This window comes from Bacillus sp. T3 (genome assembly GCF_033449965.1).
GTDB lineage: Bacteria > Bacillota > Bacilli > Bacillales > Cytobacillaceae > Bacillus_BU.
The window spans coordinates 4423222-4443072 of record NZ_CP137761.1; the positions used below are offsets into that span (position 1 = coordinate 4423222).

General features: G+C 39.9%; 13 protein-coding genes and 6 pseudogenes. 6 read left to right on the plus strand and 13 right to left on the minus strand.

Going from position 1 to position 19851, the window contains the following annotated elements; translation table 11 throughout:
- Positions 1–299: 299 nt before the first annotated feature.
- The gene (locus RGF10_RS22730; RefSeq protein WP_318505998.1) at positions 300–2060 is read left to right on the plus strand and encodes a PhoX family protein; all 1761 of its coding nucleotides are present in this window, start codon (positions 300–302) and stop codon (positions 2058–2060) included.
- A 97-nt stretch (positions 2061–2157) separates the two neighbouring features.
- Here the strand turns inward: RGF10_RS22730 and RGF10_RS22735 are convergent, their stop codons facing one another.
- Together RGF10_RS22735 and RGF10_RS22740 are read right to left on the minus strand one after the other, a co-directional pair.
- Positions 2158–3672, minus strand: a complete 1515-nt coding sequence (locus tag RGF10_RS22735; protein WP_318506000.1) for a succinyl-CoA:acetate CoA-transferase ScpC — start codon at positions 3670–3672, stop codon at positions 2158–2160.
- 132 nt (positions 3673–3804) lie between these two features.
- Positions 3805–4450 (minus strand): annotated as a pseudogene (locus RGF10_RS22740) (LytTR family DNA-binding domain-containing protein).
- 176 nt (positions 4451–4626) lie between these two features.
- Here RGF10_RS22740 and RGF10_RS22745 point away from each other — a divergent pair.
- The gene (locus RGF10_RS22745) at positions 4627–6732 is read left to right on the plus strand and encodes an MMPL family transporter (RefSeq protein ID WP_318506002.1); all 2106 of its coding nucleotides are present in this window, start codon (positions 4627–4629) and stop codon (positions 6730–6732) included.
- A complete protein-coding gene (locus RGF10_RS22750; protein ID WP_318509664.1) occupies positions 6689–6790 on the plus strand; it encodes a hypothetical protein in 102 nt (33 codons plus the stop codon). Before RGF10_RS22745 ends, RGF10_RS22750 begins: the two co-directional genes overlap by 44 nt.
- Before the next feature lie 56 nt (positions 6791–6846).
- Here RGF10_RS22750 and RGF10_RS22755 read toward each other — a convergent pair whose 3' ends face one another.
- From RGF10_RS22755 to RGF10_RS22780, 6 genes and pseudogenes are all read right to left on the minus strand, one after another.
- Positions 6847–8337, minus strand: coding sequence for an MDR family MFS transporter (locus RGF10_RS22755; protein WP_318509666.1), 1491 nt, complete (start codon positions 8335–8337; stop codon positions 6847–6849).
- Positions 8338–8430: 93 nt separating this feature from the next.
- The gene (locus RGF10_RS22760; protein WP_318506004.1) at positions 8431–8736 is read right to left on the minus strand and encodes a hypothetical protein; all 306 of its coding nucleotides are present in this window, start codon (positions 8734–8736) and stop codon (positions 8431–8433) included.
- 62 nt (positions 8737–8798) lie between these two features.
- Positions 8799–9140 (minus strand): hypothetical protein, encoded by a 342-nt coding sequence (locus tag RGF10_RS22765; protein WP_318506006.1) that lies wholly within the window; start codon positions 9138–9140, stop codon positions 8799–8801.
- Positions 9141–9161: 21 nt separating this feature from the next.
- On the minus strand, positions 9162–9881 hold the full coding sequence (locus RGF10_RS22770; RefSeq protein WP_318506008.1) for a cytoplasmic protein: 720 nt from the start codon (positions 9879–9881) through the stop codon (positions 9162–9164).
- A gap of 17 nt (positions 9882–9898) precedes the next feature.
- Positions 9899–10521, minus strand: a pseudogene (locus RGF10_RS22775) (YhbD family protein).
- A gap of 142 nt (positions 10522–10663) precedes the next feature.
- Positions 10664–11198, minus strand: a pseudogene (locus tag RGF10_RS22780) (acyl-CoA thioesterase).
- A gap of 166 nt (positions 11199–11364) precedes the next feature.
- On the opposite strand from RGF10_RS22780, the gene RGF10_RS22785 reads away from it, so the two are divergent.
- Complete coding sequence (locus tag RGF10_RS22785) at positions 11365–11745, plus strand: YuzC family spore coat inner layer protein (RefSeq protein ID WP_318506009.1); 381 nt, start codon at positions 11365–11367, stop codon at positions 11743–11745.
- 69 nt (positions 11746–11814) lie between these two features.
- Here RGF10_RS22785 and RGF10_RS22790 read toward each other — a convergent pair whose 3' ends face one another.
- On the minus strand, positions 11815–12384 hold the full coding sequence (locus RGF10_RS22790) for a DUF1836 domain-containing protein (protein ID WP_318509668.1): 570 nt from the start codon (positions 12382–12384) through the stop codon (positions 11815–11817).
- A gap of 141 nt (positions 12385–12525) precedes the next feature.
- On the opposite strand from RGF10_RS22790, the gene trhA reads away from it, so the two are divergent.
- The gene (gene trhA, locus RGF10_RS22795; protein WP_318506010.1) at positions 12526–13173 is read left to right on the plus strand and encodes a PAQR family membrane homeostasis protein TrhA; all 648 of its coding nucleotides are present in this window, start codon (positions 12526–12528) and stop codon (positions 13171–13173) included.
- 103 nt (positions 13174–13276) lie between these two features.
- Here trhA and RGF10_RS22800 read toward each other — a convergent pair.
- The 4 genes and pseudogenes from RGF10_RS22800 to RGF10_RS22815 form a co-directional block, all read right to left on the minus strand.
- Positions 13277–13510: pseudogene (locus RGF10_RS22800) on the minus strand (excisionase family DNA-binding protein).
- Between the two features lie 128 nt (positions 13511–13638).
- On the minus strand, positions 13639–15012 hold the full coding sequence (gene rlmD / locus RGF10_RS22805; protein WP_318506011.1) for a 23S rRNA (uracil(1939)-C(5))-methyltransferase RlmD: 1374 nt from the start codon (positions 15010–15012) through the stop codon (positions 13639–13641).
- A 12-nt stretch (positions 15013–15024) separates the two neighbouring features.
- Positions 15025–16504 (minus strand): annotated as a pseudogene (locus tag RGF10_RS22810) (nicotinate phosphoribosyltransferase).
- 475 nt (positions 16505–16979) lie between these two features.
- Positions 16980–17921, minus strand: a complete 942-nt coding sequence (locus tag RGF10_RS22815; protein ID WP_318506012.1) for a diacylglycerol kinase — start codon at positions 17919–17921, stop codon at positions 16980–16982.
- A gap of 442 nt (positions 17922–18363) precedes the next feature.
- Between RGF10_RS22815 and putP the strand changes: the two are divergent.
- Positions 18364–19840: pseudogene (putP, locus tag RGF10_RS22820) on the plus strand (sodium/proline symporter PutP).
- Positions 19841–19851 lie beyond the last annotated feature (11 nt).

Sequence of the window (19851 nt, forward strand, 5' to 3'; positions counted from 1 at the left end):
ATATGAATACACAACACATTGTGAACAAGCAATAAAATTAGTGCATCTTATTTAATAAAACATTACATCTTCATTCATAATTTATTCATATTTAACATTTATGATAAGAGCATCAGAAACCTCCCTATTTAAACCCGGTCCTTGTGACCGGTATTTTTTTTGATTTCTGCAGAAGTTCTACATTCTTTTACATAATTCTAAAGTTAATTTTACGAAATTTTACACTATTCGAATATTGACTTAACAAATATCCCTTATGATGAATGTGTTCCTAAATAAGTAATCTATGGAGGTTTATCATGAAAAAAGGGAAAATGATCGCTCCTTTGCTCAGTCTAGCTATTTTAGTACCATCTGCAGCTAATGTTCTTGCACAAAAGCCGGTTTCAATTGATAAGGTTGATTTTATTGGCATGGACGCTCCTAAATCAGAAGAAGAGCTTTCTAAAATGTATAGTAAAGCATCTGCTGTTATTACATACAACGACGGTTCCCAAAAAACAGTTCCACTCGAGTATAAAACGCTGTACCAACCTGGAGATCTCCTTAATGGAAAAACTGCGGGTGCTACCTATGATGTTAATGGGAATGAAATCATTGATCCCGCTACCGGAAAACCCTTCGTCTCAAAAGCACTGGATAGTAATAGTCTACTAAGCGTTAATGGGAAAAGCGGAAAATTGTATATGTTATCCCATTATGAAAGTGTACCAAGTACAATTGGCAATTTGCCTAAGGCTTTAGTGTTAAATACTGTTGAACAGGATAAAAAAACTGGTGAACTTAAGGTGACGGATACCAATCCAGTTGATTTTTCAGCCGATGGCGGAATTTGGACACCATGTGCCGGCTCTTTATCACCATGGAATACACATCTTGGTAGCGAAGAATATGAACCCGACGCAAAAACACATGAGTTAAATCCTGAAAATTCATCAGTCACTCAATTTGCTCGTAACTTCTACAAAGACAACACAGTGATTGGTAATCCGTATCTGTACGGACATTTACCAGAAGTGAAAGTTTCGGCTAATGGAACGGCTACTGCAGTAAAACACTTCAGCATGGGACGTTTATCTTTTGAACGTGTTGTGGTAATGCCTGATGATCGAACTGTTTATTACGGAGATGACGGTGGCTACACAATGAACTTCATGTATGTAGCTGATAAAGCCCAGGATCTTTCAGCTGGAACTCTTTATGCAGCGAAGTGGAACCAAACAGGAGATCAAAATGGTGGTTCAGCAGATATAGAGTGGATTAAATTAGGACATGCTACTGATAACGAAATCAAGGATCTGGCTCAAAATTTAACATTCAGTGATATTTTTGAAACAACTACTGACGATGCTTATGCTGCCGCAAATGGATTTACGAAAATTAAAACCAACTCAAGCGGTGGAAAAACAGAATGGGTAAAACTTAAACCTGGCATGGAAAAAGCGGCTGCCTTCCTTGAATCCCGCCGATACGGAGCACTAATCGGTGCAACATCTGAGTTCAATAAGATGGAAGCTGTAGAGATAAATAAACAAGACAATAAAGTATATATGGCCATGTCTTATATAACTGGCGGAATGGGTACAAGCACTAGTGATCCTGTTGATGATATCCATGTTTCAAGAATTAATGCCGGGGGAATTTATGAACTGAATTTAACTAAGGGACAAAAAGCCCGCGGAGGGGAAGCCATTGCCAGCGATTATGTAGCCTCTACCATGAAGGGTGTGCTAACAGGTGAAGACCTTGCTGTTAAAGATGCAGTCGGAAACACTGCAAATGTTGACAAAATTGCTAATCCAGATAACATTGTCTTCTCTGAAGAGATGAGAACCCTATTTATCGCTGAAGATAGTGGTATGCACGAGAACAACTTTGCATGGGCTTTTAATGTCGATACTAAAAAGCTTTCCCGAATCGCCTCTGTGCCTGATGGAGGAGAAGCAACTGGTCTGCAAATGATCAATAACTTGAATGGACACAGCTATTTAATGCTCAGTTCACAAAGTCCAGGAAATGTTGGCTATATTAATGGTTTGCCAGTCATCGAGAAAAAATAGAAATACACGAATGTGACTAAACTTTAAAAATTATATATTGTGATAATAAAACGGTGCCTTCCCCGCTACTACATGGGGAGAGACACCGTTCATTTTTTTATACTAATTCAGCTACTTGTTGTAACATTGTTCCTTTTTCTTTAAAGCTAGTATGCCATGAGAAAGCTTTCTCTAACACGTGTGGAGTTTGTCCGCCTCTTTCAAGAGCTTCAGCATAGTATGCTTTTAATTGATCGCGGTACATTGGGTGAGCACAATTTTCAATAATAAGCTCAACACGCTCTCTTGGAGCCTTTCCGCGTAAATCAGCATAACCCTGCTCCGTAACAATAACATCTACATCATGCTCAGTATGGTCAACGTGTGACACGAAAGGAACGATACTTGAAATCTTGCCGCCTTTTGCAATTGATTTCGTAACGAAAATACCAAGACGAGCGTTACGAGCGAAATCTCCGGAACCGCCGATACCGTTCATCATGTTTGTTCCCATTACGTGAGTTGAGTTTACGTTTCCGTAAATATCAATTTCAAGAGCAGTATTGATTGAAATTAGACCCATACGACGGATAAGCTCCGGATGGTTCGAAATTTCTTGAGGTCTTAACATAATTTTGTCACGATATTTATCAAACTCTGTATATAGGGATGCATTTCTTGTTTCAGATAATGTAAATGAACAGCCTGACGCAAATTTAATTTTGCCTTTGTCCATTAAGTCGAATACTGAATCCTGAAGTACTTCAGAGTATACTTCTAAGTCAGTGAATTCTGAATCACCAAAGCCATGGAATACAGCGTTTGCAATCGAACCTACACCAGATTGTAGTGGAGCTAATTTTTCAGTTAATCGACCTGCTTTGATTTCTTCACGAAGGAAATCCATTAAATGATTGGCCATAACAACTGTTTCTTCATCTGGAGGAACGATGGCTGATGCTGTATCTGCTTGATTTGTAATGATGATTCCGGCAATTTTTTCAGGCTCAACTTTAATTCCGATTGAACCAATCCGATCATCTACTTTCGTAATTGGAATTGGACCGCGTTCCCCTTGCTTTGCAGGTGCATAGCAGTCATGAACACCAATTAAAGATTCTGGATGTGCTAAGTTAAGTTCAACAATCACTTTTTTTGCATGATTAGCGAAAACGACATTGTTACCAACAGAAGTTGATGGAATAATCGTTCCGTCCTCAAGAATTGCAACCGCATCCAAAATAGCGTAATCGATTTCATCGATGCAACCTTGTCTTACTAATTCTGCAACATGTGATAAATGATTATCAACATAAAGCATTTCAGCTTTATTTATTGATTTTCTCATTACAGCATCCGCTTGGAATGGTAAACGCTTGTTGATAATTTCGGCTTGAGCCATAATTTGATCTGTCTCGGCTAAAGAAGCACCTGTATACACATTTACTTTAAATTCTTCGCCTGCTTCCGCACGCTTTACTAAAGCTAAAGGAACTGCTTTTGCATCTCCTGATTTAGTAAATCCGCTTAACCCCAATGTCATTCCGTCTTTAATCCAAGAAGCAGCTTCTTCTGCTGTAACCACTTTATCATGCAAACGAACGTCCTTAATACGGCTGAAATTCTTTTCCACGATACCATCCCCCTATTATACATCTTTAGACATATTTTACAGGATGTAATACAACAGCTCAGGAAATATGGACGAAATTAGACATTTTTGTGACAAAACACTTAAATTTCGACACAAAACAGAAGGTCTTTGTCAGAAAACTAGTAATTTTCTAAAATAACTAGAATAGGACTGACTCACTGGAATACGATCACCATTATTCATTTTTAAGACAAAGGTGGAATGAGTATCTGGATAGATTTCTTTAATGTGGTTCACGTTTACAATGAATGATCGATGACAACGAATGAAAGATTCCTTTGGCAAAAAATACTCAAACTCCTGTAATGAGTACTTATGCGTGCCTGAATTCGATTCAGAAAACACATGAGTTTTTCGATCTTTTGCTTCGAGATAGACCACTTCCGAAAAGGGAATCGGTACCCAACCATCGTTTATTTTAACCGTCACAAAGGATTTTCCGTCATTGAGTGCCAGGGAAAACAGCCGTTACGCACCCTTGGATCTCACCATCATGAAAAAAAGGCACAGCCATACCATAATAAGGTACACCTAATATGTCTCGATTGATAAATTCAGAGACTTTCTGTCGGGTAGTTAAAGCTTTATTGGTGAGAGTTCCTTCTTTTACAGGGTCACCTGGACTAATTTTCAAATCAATTCGTTTACTCGCTCGATAATAGACATATTCTTGGGTGTTTGAAACGGCAATCGAAGTTTCATCTGAAAATAATTCACCAATTACATCAATAAGTGCAGCTGCCGTTAATCTCTCCATCTGCAACACCTTTCAAATAAATAGTTTAATAGTCATCTATAATTTTACACATTTTCGACAAAACTTTCCATAAAGAGTCACTGCAAATTGACAGTAACTTACTCCTTGACTTAACAAATGGATTTTCAATTGTCATAATAGAGGGTGAAAATATGTTCTTGGGAGGTTGGTTCCTCGTGCACAGACTTGGACTATATATATCACGTTATAAAAAAACAGTCATCCTATTATGGGTCGTGATCATTGCCATTTTTGGCCTATACGCCATAAAGCTTCCATCTGTCCTTAGTGGGAATGGCTTTGAGTTTAATGGCGAATACAAGCAAACGAAACAAATACTTGATGATGATTTCAAGCAACCAAAGTCTGCCATTATTGTTTTATTTGAAAAAGAAAAGAACGTTAATCAGCAAGATTGGGAAAGATTTATCAATACTTCACTCGGAATGGCACAAGATGCACCACTGGTTGAGAGTGTCGTTTCACCTTTTTCACAACAAGGTATGATGAAAGGAAATCATGCATACGGACTTCTTACTTACGAAAAAGATGCGGAAAGCCTTGGTGCTTCGATTGACCAACTTCACAAAACCCTAAAAGACAAAAATGGCATGAAAGTTTCGATTACAGGCGAACCAGTTATTGTAAAGGATTTAAATCAAGCAAGCCAAGAAGATTTAGCTAAAGCCGAGATGATTGGCCTACCGATCGCGTTAATTGTGTTAATTCTTGCATTCGGAAGCCTGGTTGCTGCCAGCATCCCGATCATTGTCGGAGTGTTATCCATAACGACTACCATGGGAATAGTCTATTTCTTTCACTATTCCTTTGACTTAACAATTTTCATCTTAAATATTGTTCCTATGATTGGACTGGCATTAAGTATTGATTTTGCATTGCTGTTTATCAATCGTTTTAAGGAAGAACTCAATACATCTACGGTTGAAGAGGCAGTTGCCACTACGGTCGCGACGGCAGGCAGTTCCATTCTCTTTTCTGCTTCATGTGTTTTTATTGGTTTACTTGGTCTTCTATTCATTGAAATCGATATTTTCCGAAATGTGGCGATTGGCGGAATGACGGTCGTGCTGATTTCAGCGATTTCAGCGATTACCTTCCTGCCAGCTTTTCTGTCCTTACTTGGCCATCGCATTCATTCTGTTAATATCTTTAGAATCAAAGGTGACGGTCAAGGGGTCTGGAGCAGATTTGCCCATCTCGTCATGAAACGCCCAGTTATCATGACCTTGTTCGCTTTGTTGGTTCTAATTACTGCTCTCATTCCAGTAAAAAACATGAATGTTACGGTGCCTGGAATTAATGCCCTTCCACCTTCATATGAGTCAAGAATGGCTTTTGATACTTACGAAAACATATTTGTAGACCAAAAGAAGAGCAGTAAGAATACCGTGGTTGTCGTTCTCGAATCAGAGGAGAACATGCTGGATCAAAATAGCCTGAAAAAGGTCCAAAAGGTTCTAACTCAATTAGATAAGGATAAGGATGTAGATGCTATTGATTCTGTCTTCTCCTTATCTGGAATTACAGATCCGCAGCAATTTGTGATGGCCGTTTCGCAACCAAACAGCAGTTTAGCACCATTGGCTGGACAATATATTTCTGATAATAAAATGTTAGTTAAGGTTTATTTAAAAGAAGCCCTTTCTACAGGAGAAAAAAGAGATTGGGTGCGTAATTGGCTTGACGAAGAGCTTGAGCTTAAATCCTATACTGGTGGGAGCATCAAATTTGAACAAGAAATATTTGATGAAATCCTCAAGCAAATGCCGAAAGGGTTAGCGTTAATTTTTATTTCCACATTCCTGATCTTGATGGTTGCTTTTAAATCATTATTAATCCCGATTAAAGCCATCTTAATGAATGTTCTCAGCCTAGGTGCTACATTCGGAATTGTCGTTTGGATTTTCCAAGAAGGACATCTTGGAATCGATCCTGTTAGCATCACCTTAATGCTACCTGTATTCGTCTTTAGTTTAGTATTCGGATTGTCGATGGACTATGAAGTTTTCTTGATTTCGCGTATTCATGAGATCTATCTTGAAACTGGTGACAATCATACGGCTACCTTAAACGGATTAATTTCAACTAGTAAAATCATTACCTCTGCAGCTGCCATCATGATTGTGGTCACCGGTGCGTTTGCTTTCACAGGTGTGATTCCAGGTCAAACAGCTCGGTGTTGGGATTGCGCTTGCCATCTTTATCGATGCGACAATCATTCGGATGGTGCTCGTCCCATCCTTAATGAAATTACTCGGTGATTGGAACTGGTGGCTATTTGGCTACAAACCAAAATCAACAGCGAAAAATAATGAATAACGAGATCACTTTAACAAAGTAAAGCGCTGGGGGACTGTCCCCAGCGCTTTACTTCGTTAAACACTATTATTCTTCTCCAGCTTATGTTTGTTGATGATAATTCGTTCGTTGCCCATTAGAAAGATAAATAGAAAAGCAAGTACAGATGGCACTAACGCCCACATAAAGGTGTGGACAATCGAATCTGAAAGAGAGCTGATTATTTTATCGAGTATGTCTGCTGGGATTTGATTTCTTACCCCTTCCGATAATATCGAGTTCGCATCTCCCTGCCCATTTCCACCAGCAGTAGGCATTCCAACCCCCATTCCATTAAAGGCACTTTTTATTTCACGAGAAAAATCATTTTTTTGCAGCATCCCAAATACGGTAATGCCAATTGTCATCCCTAACGAGCGAATAAAGTTGCTCGTAGATGATGCGGAGCCCCGTTGTGTCATGTCAAAATGATGAATCGCCGACATCCCCAACACAGAAAATGAAAAACCAACACCGAAGCCTACTACCATCATATATACGGTCAAAAGTCCTCTACTGGTTTCCGGACTTACCGTGCTTAACAGGATAAACCCTGTAATAAGCACGACACAAGATAGAAACATAATGTTTCGATAGCTCATTTTCGTCGCTAAAAAACCACCAACCTGAGCGGTCACGACAGAACCAACCATCATCGGCAGCAGAATCATCCCTGAATTGGTCGCACTGCCCCCGTATACCCCTTGGACAAAGATTGGGATATACACGGTCGCAGACATAAAGGCTGCCCCATAAAACATTGCAACCAGGACACTTCCGGCAAATAAACGGTTTGTGAACATTTCAAACGAAATAATAGGATCCTGAGCCTTTGTTTCAGCCAATAAAAACAATCCTAAAAAGACAATAAACCCGGCAAATAAACCAATAATCATCGTAGAATCCCAATCGTATTTTGAACCGCCAAGCTCAAGTGCGAACATTAAACATATCACTGCTCCAACCAGTAGCCCTGCTCCCCACCAGTCAATCCGCTGTTTTTGATGAACAGGAGATTCCTTATAAAATATCAAAATAAAGACTAGTGCGATAACCCCAAGCGGTAAATTAATATAGAAATTCCATTGCCAGCTTAAGTGATCGGTAATATAGGCACCTAATAACGGCCCGAATATACTCGACATCCCAAAGACTGCTCCAAACAATCCGCTCATTTTCCCTCTTTTTTCAATTGGAAAAATATCAAAGATAATCGTAAAAGCAATTGGCACTAATGCACCGCCACCAATCCCTTGTAATGCTCGATAAATACTGAGCTCCAGGATACTATCTGCCGTTCCACACAGTGCCGAGCCAGCCATAAAAACAATTAATCCAAACACGAAAAAGCGTTTTCGACCATACATATCCGATAATTTCCCAAAAATCGGCATCCCAGCCATCTCGGCCACCATATAAGCAGACACAACCCAGACAAAGCTATCAAGCCCACCTAGCTCACCTACAATGGTCCCCATTGCGGTTACCACAATCGTATTGTCCATTGAGGCCATTAAAATACCAAGCATTAACGCGGCTACAACCCAGCCAATATGACGATCTTCCGTTGTCAATCTCCTCACTCCTTTTGCTGAATCACAGCCAGTTTTCGTATGGAACCATCAACCCATTTTTTTATGTTCCTTTACAATAGACTTCTCATCAACTCGAAATTCATCCTGAAATTCAACCCTTTCAATTTCACAGCCTGAGCCAATGGTGACCCGTTTCCCACGAACAACATTAGCTTTTGTGTTTTCTAAGAAGATCTCGTCTCCTTCGATAATTCCGGCTTCTAGACTGCCTTCCCCAGCAAAAAGAGAAAATATGGACGATTTCCGTTTGACAATAATTGTTTCACCAACCATTTCCTCAACTCTACTTGAAGCGAATCTTGGATTAATGTTTATCGTGTCCGCATTTAGCAAACCAGAGATCTCAAAGCTACCCGTTGATAAAAAGTTCTCAAATTCTGCATCCCCTTTTACTGTTAAGCTACCCTTAATACTAGCCTCATCGCCGAAAGACGCTTCCCCACCTCGAGCGTCCCAAACAGTTTCAACCTTTTAATCACCGCTGTGCCAGCAACAGTGGAATTACCTAAAATTTTGACTTCACCAGCATTTAGGTTACCGTGGACTTCCGTATCTCCGAAAACATCAAATTTTTTTGCCGTCCCACTCTTTAAAATATTGCTTGAACCGTATACCCTAAATTCATCACATACAAAATCGGAAGTTATCGTCCCATCTCCTTTAATTTTTATTTTATTAAAAGAACCTCCACCATAGCTGCCTGAGCCATTTATGACAAGGTTATGATGTTCGCTCATGTGCACCACCTCATTTCCTAATTAAAGTTTAATATTTTCATGTACCAGACCATTCTTTTCGACTCGAAACGCTTCCTTATATTCAACTCGGTCAATTTCACAGTTTTCTCCAATGATTATATGAGTTCCTCTTACTATTTTTGCTTTCGTATTTTCTAATTCAATCATGTCACCTTCAATTAGTTCGGCTTCAAGCTTAATTGGGAAGACTAACTTTAAAAGGTCTCTGATTATGTTAGATTTTTGCTTAACCCGAATTGTACTACCTCCGATTTCTGTTGCCATACAGCCACTTGCCAAAACAATCTCAATTTTCTCTGCTGTCAGTAGTCCACCTACTTTGAAATGTCCTTCCGCTTTAAAAGATTCAGCCTCACAATCTCCACCAATTACTATACTCCCTTGGGATTTAATTTCCTCGGCTTTAACGTGACCATTTATGAAGCCCCTACCTTTTATATCTAGTTCATGGACTTCAGCATTACCACGAACTAAAGCCCTTCCCTCGATTTCAAACTCGTGGCTTACTACATTCCCGCTAATCTTTGCATGGCCACTTATTTTTGTCTTTTCACTTTTTATATCACTGTGAACGATACCTGTTCCACTGCATTTAAAATAAGTACAATCAACTGCAGTATTTATCGTTCCTTTTCCACTAATCAAGACTTGATTAAATTGGCCGCCATTGGAAGCTCCGACCCCATTGATAATTAAATCTCCATGCTTTTCAGAGTTCATTCTACTAACCTCCTTCATTACACAAGCTTTGTTTTTAATTCTTCTATACATGTATTTATGGATAATGTGACAACAACCTTCGTTCCACGTTCAAACTGAACGCTATCTCTATTCGAAGCTATTAAACAAGAGGAAATCCCAAATTTTCGAATTAGGATTACGCTGCTGTCATTTTTTGGACCTGCTCCTCGTAATCAGTTAAGAACTGGATGAGCATTCTTCCTTCTTCTAAATTGATTTCTCCAGACTGAAGCAGGTGATCCACAATATATAAATGCAGGATTTTTGGAAAAGGGTATTCCGATAATGCTCCAGTCTGTTCTTCGTAAAACGTTACCACCATGTCTGAAACAATGTTACGTTTTAATAACAATTCTTTTGCCATTTTAAAATCGGAAACAGACGGAGAAAGCATATCAGCTAATTCGTCTAATGATAATTGGTCCTTCATCGTTTGGATTTTTTCGATTCGTTCTAAAATTTTTTCCTTTGGAAAGAATGTTTCTTGACCTGTAAAGGTTGATTTACGAATAAACCACTCCTCAGGAATTAAATTTTTTCGCTTCCATCTATACAATTGACCATAGGAAATACTTGTTAGATCTAATAAATCTTTTTTTGAAATAAGCTCATTACTCATTTGCTTCGGCTCCTTTCGTTGATTTTAATGTAACATAACACTGTTACGTTTGTAAAAGCCGGAACTTGCTAACGACAGACCCATTAATCTCAATGAACATAAAAAAGCGCCAGGGACCACTTTTATCCCCCAGCGCTTTTAATCATTGATTCCTTGATTCATATAAAGGCAAAATGCCAAGCTTATTAGCAAATTCTTCACTATGCTTACGGCGTTCTTTCCGTAGCGCAATTCTTTGCTTCGCAGAATTAAAAAGCATTTTTTCTTCCTCAGACTCCAGGTACCACTGTTGGAACCCTCATTGGCTTCCCTTCAGAATCTAGCGCAACAAAGGTAAGGAAGGAAGTCGCCGCTAATCGGCGTTCTCCTGTTTTTAAATTCTCCGCCACTACTTTTACAAACACTTCCATCGAAGACTTCCCGACCGACGTCACATAGGATTCAAGACAAACGGAATCCTTCGTTGAAATCGGCATCAAAAAATCAACTGAATCTGTAGACGCCGTCACTGTATCGGCCCGGGAATGTCTAGCAGCAGAAATAGAAGCCACATCATCGATATAAAACATTAGTTTCCCGCCATACAAGGTATTATGATTATTCGTATCAATTGGAAACACACGACTGGTTTTAATAACAAGTGATTCTTTACAAAACTTTTGATTAGGCTCGCCCATGTTCATTTCTCCTTTTATTACACATATTGATTTTTATATTGGATACTAATTTGATTTGTAAACACAACTTTATGCACTGTTCGGTCACTAGTTTGACATGAACCATAATCTCCCAATAAACATATTGTATTATGGCTTCGTATGATTGGAAAGGAGATCTAAGCCTATGTATCCTTACTCAAATTATCCCCTACCGATATACGGTTACCCTAGTTACTATCACCATTATTCCTACTACCGAAACTATCCCCCTGTTGACACGAAAATATTTTCTAGCTCAGTCCACAACTTTCGAATCCTGATGCAACAAGGGAGTATCCTACTTGATAAACTCGCCGAGGCATCGTTTGAAACAAAAATGATGACCGCCGCTCAACAAGGAAAGCAAGCAGAGGTAGAAAAATTAATCCGATCAATTGGTCTAAAAGTTCCAGTTACCACTCATTACACCCCAACAGGGATAAATTTCATCCTATCCACACCACCATCATCAGGCAGCATCGGCAGCTGCTGTTCCCTAACAGTCTCAATGAAATGGGGCAACTAACAAACTCCACTACCTAAACATTTTAACGCGTTACTGCAGTGGGGGACTGTCCCCCATTACAGTGATGCATTAAAGTTCGATGAGGTCGTCAATGAGTTTTTCGGCTGCACGTCTGTACATGTTGCTAATGCTGACGAGTGAAGCGATAAGCAATACCTTTTCTAGCTTCTCATCCCCATCATGCTCGTTCTGTTTCATTTCATTTTTAACTTCTTCAGCTCGTACAGACAAGTCCTCTTTAAAGTCGTCGACATTTTGATTATAAAGATCTAGATAGCTAGAATAGAAGGATTCCAAATCCAATTCGTCCTTAACGACCTTTTCATTAATCCCATCAAGGGTTACCTTAATATCGTTAATCGATAAGGCCCCTTTTAATTGATAAATTAGACTAATTAAGATCAGATGCTCTTTCGAATATTTCTTATTTTTGATTGGGAAAAGCAGCTTACCTTTTGCGTAATTATTAATCATCGTTTTGGTTAAAATCTTTTCTTCATCATTTCGCTTCGTCGGTCCATATTTATTTTCAAATAACTGGATCACTTGATCCATATAAAGGTCAATATTCGGAATATCCTCTATTTCGATTTTCTGTCCAAGCCTTAACTTTTCGACCATTTCATTAAGGTTCCCCATATAAGTACCTCGATTTTGTTTATTTACCATTACATTATAGCTCATTTATCCTAGAAATTAAACATTGACTACATCTTATAATAGGTATATCATTTTAAGTAGTATTAAAAACTACGTGATAAGATGTAAGGGGAAAATAACATGAACACTTATATTCGGGAGCCAATCAACGGTCTCACACATTTAACAGGGGCTATTCTTTCATTTATAGCATTGCTTGCATTAGTCATTAAAGCCGCAATGAAAACTGGATCGCTGCTTACGATAACGGCTGTCGCAATTTTTGGAATTAGTATGATCCTTCTTTATGCCGCATCTGCCACTTACCATATGGTAATCGCAAGGGACAAGGTCATCGCATTTTTAAGACGCCTTGACCATTCAATGATCTTTATTCTAATCGCAGGGACATACACACCGTTTTGCTTAATCACCTTAAAAGGAGTTGCAGGCTGGGTTATGTTTGCGATTGCAACAGGCATTGCCGTTCTTGGTGTTATATTTAAAATGGTTTGGTTCCATTGCCCAAGATGGCTATCAACCTCACTGTATCTTATCATGGGTTGGATGATTGTGTTTGTCATTTCACCTCTTGCAGGCAATATTGAATCTGCCGGGTTGGTGCTATTGGTCCTCGGTGGGGTCATGTACACATTTGGCGGAATTATTTATGCAACAAAGCCCAAGTTCTTGGAATTAAAATATATGGGCTTTCATGAAATTTTCCACATTTTTATTATGCTAGGAACCCTCGCCCACTTTCTGTCTATCTATTTATTTGTACTTTAATAATATACAATATAGAAAAGGCCAATTGCATCAACTAACGCAATTGGCTTTTTTGGTATTTATTTTATTTCCTTGCTAAAAATCGGACGATGACTCCAAATACTTAATCCTCATCCTTAATATCTATATCCTCCAGGAATCGGTTCATTCATGATTTCTTCAACTAGCTTTTTATACTTCTCCATTTGCTTTAAATGGGTATTGAATTGCTCTTTGTAAATTAAATATTGCTCCCCATCAAAAATAGTTCCAGGATTTTCCGTTGTTGGATCAAGCTTTTAACCGCCTCTTCCGGCATATTCAAATATTCGGCTGTTTCTTTTACCGTTAGGTACATGAATTCGATCCTTTCCTTTTCACACATCTCCCAAAAATACAAACCGTGAGCGAACATGTCACATCCTATCCGCTCGCATGTCAGCGTGCTAATTCAGTTTTTATCACTAACGCTAAGACACGCCCTGCCTATTCTCTTAACTCGATCCGAGCCACTGCCTCACAGTGCATCGTCTGTGGAAACATATCAACCGGCTGAACTTCAATTGTTTTGTAGCCCCCGTCTTCAAGTATCCGTAAATCCCTTGCAAGGGTTGCCGGATTACACGAAACATATACGACTCGCTTCGGCTTCATCGCCAAAATGGTCCGTAATAGCGCCTCGTCACAGCCCTTACGCGGCGGATCAACAACCAATACATCTGCTTTTATGCCAGCTTCGTACCAGCGTGGAATCACAGTCTCTGCTTCACCGACAGCAAATTCGGCATTCTCGATTTCATTTAAGAGTGCATTGCGCTTTGCGTCCTCAATGGCTTCTGGAACAATTTCAACACCGTACACCTTTTTTGATGTTTTTGCTAAAAATAACGAAATCGTTCCTATCCCGCAGTATGCGTCTATAACTGTTTCTTCCCCACTCAAATCTGCGTATTCTAACGCTTTGTCATAAAGCACCTTCGTTTGCTCCGGATTGACCTGATAAAACGAACGAGCAGAAATCGCAAATTTAATCTCGCCGATATAATCATAGATAACGTCCTGCCCCCAAAGAACCTGGGTTTCATCTCCCATAATTACATTCGTTTTCTTATTATTGATGTTTATGACCAAGGATTTTAAGCCGTCGATGCGCTCCACAATTTCTGCAACAAGCTTTTGGCGATTTGGCAAATCATTGGTTCTCGTAACCAAGACGACCATTACTTCTCCAGTCACCAGTCCGTAGCGCACCATTATATGGCGCAACAGCCCTTTATGCTCGACTTCATTGTAAGCACGGACACCATACCGACTGCATATCTCTTTTACGACCTGTACCACTTCATCGTTTTTCTCCTGCTGAATTAAACAAGATTCCATATTAATAATTTGGTGAGAGCGTTGCTGATAAAAGCCGCCTATCAATCCGCCTTCGTGCTCACCAATCGGTACCTGGGATTTGTTGCGGTAACGCCAAGGCTCCTCCATCCCTAATACAGGATGGACCAAAACATCCTCGAGCTTGCCTATCCGCGTTAACACCTCGCGAACCTGCTTCTCCTTTGCTACCATTTGCCCCTGATAGCTCAAATGCTGAAGTTGACAGCCGCCACATTCCTTATAAATCGGACATGGTGCGTCGACACGATAAGGGCTTTTCTCAACTAACTCGATTAAGCGACCAAAGCCATACCCCTTCCCAACCTTGGTTACTTTGATCTTGGCCTTCTCACCAGGTAGTCCATTTGCAACAAAAAGGGGATACCCTTCTATTTTCGCTACTCCTGCCCCGTCATGAGTTAAATCCTCAAACATTACCTCAATAAAATCATTCTTTTGTACCGGTACCGTTTTGCTCATATATTTCTTCCTTTACTCTTCCGATTTCGTCATTTCCTTTACCTTTTCTCGGACCTCTTCTATGTTTCTCATTTTATTACTCCAGCATGTTTTGCTTAAATCAACCGGATATTCCTCCAGGATTCATCGGACGCTTATACTCATCCCAAAGCATTTCCAGATTTTCGCGCAAGTATCCGCGGGCTTCCTCCAAACAAGGATTCTCATAAACAAGCTTTCCAGCTACAAAAATATCCTCGTGCAAATCCTTCGCTGTAAAATGAGTAACATCCTTGCTGATATACGTATGGGTCGGATGGAACATTTTAATTCTTTCCTGTTCCTGCGGGCTACCTTCCTCTTCTAACACAATGTAATCACCTTCTGCATGATGATTAATATTGTTGATGATTCGATATACCTTTTTCACCCCAGGCGTCGTAACTTTTTCAGGATTGGACGACACCTTAATTGTATCCTGCATCTTGCCATTTTCATCCTCAATCGCGACGATTTTATACACTGCACCCAAAGCAGCTTGGTCAAAGGCCGTAATCAGCTTGGTACCAATGCCCCAGCTATCAATTTTGGCCCCTTGAGCTTTGAGGTTTAGAATCGTATATTCATCAAGATCACCTGATGCAAAGATTTTCGTGTTCTCAAAGCCTGCTTCATCCAGCATTTTGCGAGCTTTCTTTGATAAAAACGCTAAATCTCCACTATCGATGCGAATCGCCGTAAAATTTATTTTGTCTCCTAACTCCTTCGCAACCTTGATTGCATTTGGAACACCTAAACGCAGCGTATCGTATGTATCCACCAAAAATACACAGTTTTGATGAGTGCTGGCATATTTATGAAAAGCTAAGTATTCATCTCTGTACGCCTGAACCATGGAGTGAGCATGTGTTCCCGATACTGGTATACCAAACAGCTTCCCAGCGCGAACATTGCTAGTCGCATCAAATCCAGCTAAATAAGCAGCCCGCGTCCCCCAAATAGCTGCGTCCATTTCCTGCGCCCGTCTCGAACCGAACTCCAATGCCACACCTTTGCCTATAACCTGCTTCATCCGTGAAGCCTTTGTCGCAATTAGCGTTTGATAATTAACAATATTCAACAAGGCGGTTTCAAGCAATTGAGCTTCCGCCAACGGTGCCTCGACCCGAAGAATTGGCTCATTTCCGAAAACTAATTCACCTTCCCGCATTGACCGTATCGTTCCTGTAAAGCGCATATTTCGCAAAAATTCAATGAAGTCAGCTCCATAGCCAACCTCATCCTGTAAATAATCAAGATCGTCATCTGTAAAACGGAAGCCTTCTATATATTTAATGGCTCGCTCTAATCCAGCAAAGACTGCATAGCCATTGCCAAATGGAAGCTTGCGGAAATATAGGTCAAACACGGCATTGCGATTATGTACTCCATCACGCCAATACGCTTCAACCATATTAATCTGATACAAATCTGTATGGAGTGTGAAACTATCATCTTTGTATTTCCGTTTCATTTCGTTTCCCCCTGCTGCCAGCTTTTTTTTTCAGTATTTCCTATTATGACTAATCTTATTGAATCTTTCCCTCGTAACCCTCTGCCCCATCATAAAGATGGAGCCTGTCTTCTTTTTTTATGGCTGTGTTAAATTAGAGGGTTGATTTCCGCTCCAGGTGCTTCGCTTTCCGCGGGGCGGGCGGTGAGCCTGTCTAGCTACAGCGGTTCAGGGCTCGGGGTCATAAGCCAATCCGTCAAGAAGGTCAAAGAACGACCTTCATGCCGGCTCGTCTTATGCCTGTCGCCCCTGGGCAAACCGCCTCCGCTTTTCCTACTCCTCGTCGCTAACGCTCCTGCTGTGTCTCACCTGTCCCACTGCTCCTGCAGGAGTCTTCGCACCTTCCGCTCCAATCAACTTGTGCCAAAATCAACAATAAGCTTTAACATAGCCTTTAATAAAACAAAAATAGAGCTCGCCCTAGAGCGAACCCAATTTATTCCTTTTTATCAGCATTCTCCCAACGATCAGGTCGATCCTCTGGACGTATTTCTCCAATCGGAACAAATACCTCTAAATGACGGTATAGATTTTCAAACTCAGCAGGTAATAAGCCACCGAATTCTCCATCCAGATTCAATTGAACCACTTCATTAGAACGAACCTTAATCCGATTCGCTTTCGTATAAATGACACTTGGATCATTTACATGTTCACCGCGAACAGCTAATGTTGCAATCCGGATAAAATCAGCTAAATTTGCCTTTTTTAAAATCAATAATGTAAACATACCATCATTAATGGAGGAATCTGGGGCAAGTTTCTCAAAACCACCGACCGAATTAGTCAGTCCGACCAAGAATAGCATGACTTCCCCGTCAAAAATTTTCCCATCATATTCTATGCTTACTTCAGAGGCTTTAATGGATGGAAGCATCTCCATACCTTTCAAGTAATAAGCCAGCTGTCCTAGCATTGTTTTCAGCTTACTTGGAACCTCATATGTAAGCTCGGTAATTCTGCCTCCACCTGCGATATTGATAAAGTATCGGTCATTCATCCTACCGATATCAACCGGAATGGTATCTCCTTTAACAATGATATCCGTCGCTTCTAAAATATCCCGTGAAATATGAAGAGCGCGGGCAAAATCATTGGTTGTTCCAACTGGAATAATACCAAGCTTTGGTCTGTATTCTTGCTCAGCAAGCCCATTCACTACTTCATTAATCGTCCCATCTCCACCGGCAGCGATGACTAAGTCATATTTTCGCTCAACTGCAATCCGTGCTGCAAACGTAGCATCTCCCGCTGCAGTGGTTGCATGACAGGAAGTTTCATAGCCAGCGTTTTCAAGTTTTTGCAATACTTCTGCCAGATGCTTTTTGAAGATTTCTCGACCAGAAGTAGGATTATAAATGATCCTTGCACGTTTCATATCCATCATCCTATTATAAAATAATTCATTCAAGTTAAGTTTGAAACTTTACCATCATTTAACATAATCTCTGCAATGAATTTCGTCAAGTATTTACGAAATAAAATTGTAAAGTAAGTTCAACAACCACATGCTATCTCATTCCAATTATGCCCTTTTGTTTTATAAAATCAACTTGGCATTTTATAAAAATGCACTCATAACACCCTACGTAACTTATCTCTATATGAAAAAACATATTCTGACAGTTCATCTAACATAGCCAGAATCCTTTTTCTAGGATAATTAAAGGACATTTAAAAAGATATAAATCATTACCAATAAATACTATTAAACTATTCGTTTCTTGGGATAAATTTAGATTGTATACAGTATTCATTAGATGATAAAATATTATTTAAAAATTGTTTATTTTTTTAATAAAGAGAAAGGTGGAAAACTATTGTCAAATGCAATTTTACAGCTAATTTCAATTTCCATATACATGATTGGAATGTTACTAATTGGCTGGTATGCCTATAACAAAACAAAGAATTTAACAGATTATATGCTTGGTGGACGTTCTTTAGGACCAGCTGTAACTGCTTTAAGCGCTGGAGCTGCAGACATGAGCGGCTGGCTCTTAATGGGCTTGCCCAGGAGGAATCTATGTAACAGGCTTAGCTGACGCCTGGATCGCAGTCGGACTAACGATTGGGGCCTATCTAAACTGGCTTTTAGTCGCACCGAGACTTCGTTCCTATACTCAGGTTGCGAATGATTCGATCACTATTCCAGGGTATTTAGAAAACCGCTTCAAAGACAGCTCCAATATGCTTCGTATCGTATCTGGTATTGTTATTCTCATTTTCTTTACATTCTATGTATCTTCAGGGATGGTATCTGGAGCCGTGTTCTTCGAAAACTCCTTTGATGTTGGCTATTATACAGGTTTATTAATCGTTTCAGCTGTCGTCGTTGCCTACACCCTTTTCGGTGGCTTTTTAGCCGTTAGCTGGACTGATTTTATCCAAGGGTTGATGATGGTTATTGCACTACTCCTCGTTCCTGGCTTAGCCATCTTCCATACAGGCGGTCCACAAGAAACGATTGAGACGATTAAAATGGTTGATCCTCATTTACTTGATTGGTTTAAAGGAACAACAACTGTTGGGATTATCTCAGCTATGGCGTGGGGTCTTGGCTATTTTGGGCAACCTCATATTATCGTGCGTTTCATGGCCATCACGACGATTAAAGAAACAAAAAATGCTCGGTTTATCGGGATGAGCTGGATGATATTCTCTCTTCTTGGAACCATTCTTATGGCTCTGATTGGGATTGCCTTCTTTGAAAAAAACACTCAATACACGCTTACAAATCCTGAAGCCATTTTCATTGAATTAGGACAAATCCTTTTCCATCCGTTATTTTCTGGATTCTTGCTTGCAGCTGTATTAGCAGCGATTATGAGCACGATTTCTTCCCAACTAATTGTTACGTCAAGTGCATTAGTCGAAGATTTGTACCGCGCTTTGATTCGCAAAAACGCTCCTGACCGCGCCTACATTTTTTGGGGTCGTGTCGCTGTGCTTGTCGTTTCCGTTGTGGCGGCATTGCTCGCATTAAACCAGGACAATACGATTCTTAATCTGGTTGCCTATGCATGGGCTGGTTTTGGTGCTTCGTTTGGTCCTGTCATTCTATTAAGCTTATATTGGAAAAAGATGACCAAGTGGGGTGCACTTTTTGGAATGATTGTCGGGGCAGTCACCGTTATTATTTGGAAAAATGTTGGTTTAGGAGAAACCCTGTATGAAATCGTACCCGGCTTCGTCTTAAACCTGCTTGTCATCGTTATTGTAAGTTTCCTAACCTACAAGCACAACGAGGAAATTGAAGCGGACTTCGCAGAAACGGTAAAGCTATTAAAGGATTAGGCTTTGTAAAA

Excerpts from the sequence above, each read along its gene's own strand:
- RGF10_RS22815 (WP_318506012.1), bottom strand. The coding sequence starts at position 17,921 with ATGAAACGTGCAAGGATCATTTATAATCCTACTTCTGGTCGAGAAATC.
- RGF10_RS22765 (WP_318506006.1), bottom strand. The coding sequence starts at position 9,140 with ATGAGCGAACATCATAACCTTGTCATAAATGGCTCAGGCAGCTATGGT.
- RGF10_RS22790 (WP_318509668.1), bottom strand. The coding sequence starts at position 12,384 with ATGGGGAACCTTAATGAAATGGTCGAAAAGTTAAGGCTTGGACAGAAA.
- trhA (WP_318506010.1), top strand. The coding sequence starts at position 12,526 with ATGAACACTTATATTCGGGAGCCAATCAACGGTCTCACACATTTAACA.
- RGF10_RS22730 (WP_318505998.1), top strand. The coding sequence starts at position 300 with ATGAAAAAAGGGAAAATGATCGCTCCTTTGCTCAGTCTAGCTATTTTA.
- rlmD (WP_318506011.1), bottom strand. The coding sequence starts at position 15,012 with ATGAGCAAAACGGTACCGGTACAAAAGAATGATTTTATTGAGGTAATG.
- RGF10_RS22755 (WP_318509666.1), bottom strand. The coding sequence starts at position 8,337 with ATGCTTGGTATTTTAATGGCCTCAATGGACAATACGATTGTGGTAACC.
- RGF10_RS22770 (WP_318506008.1), bottom strand. The coding sequence starts at position 9,881 with ATGAACTCTGAAAAGCATGGAGATTTAATTATCAATGGGGTCGGAGCT.
- RGF10_RS22785 (WP_318506009.1), top strand. The coding sequence starts at position 11,365 with ATGTATCCTTACTCAAATTATCCCCTACCGATATACGGTTACCCTAGT.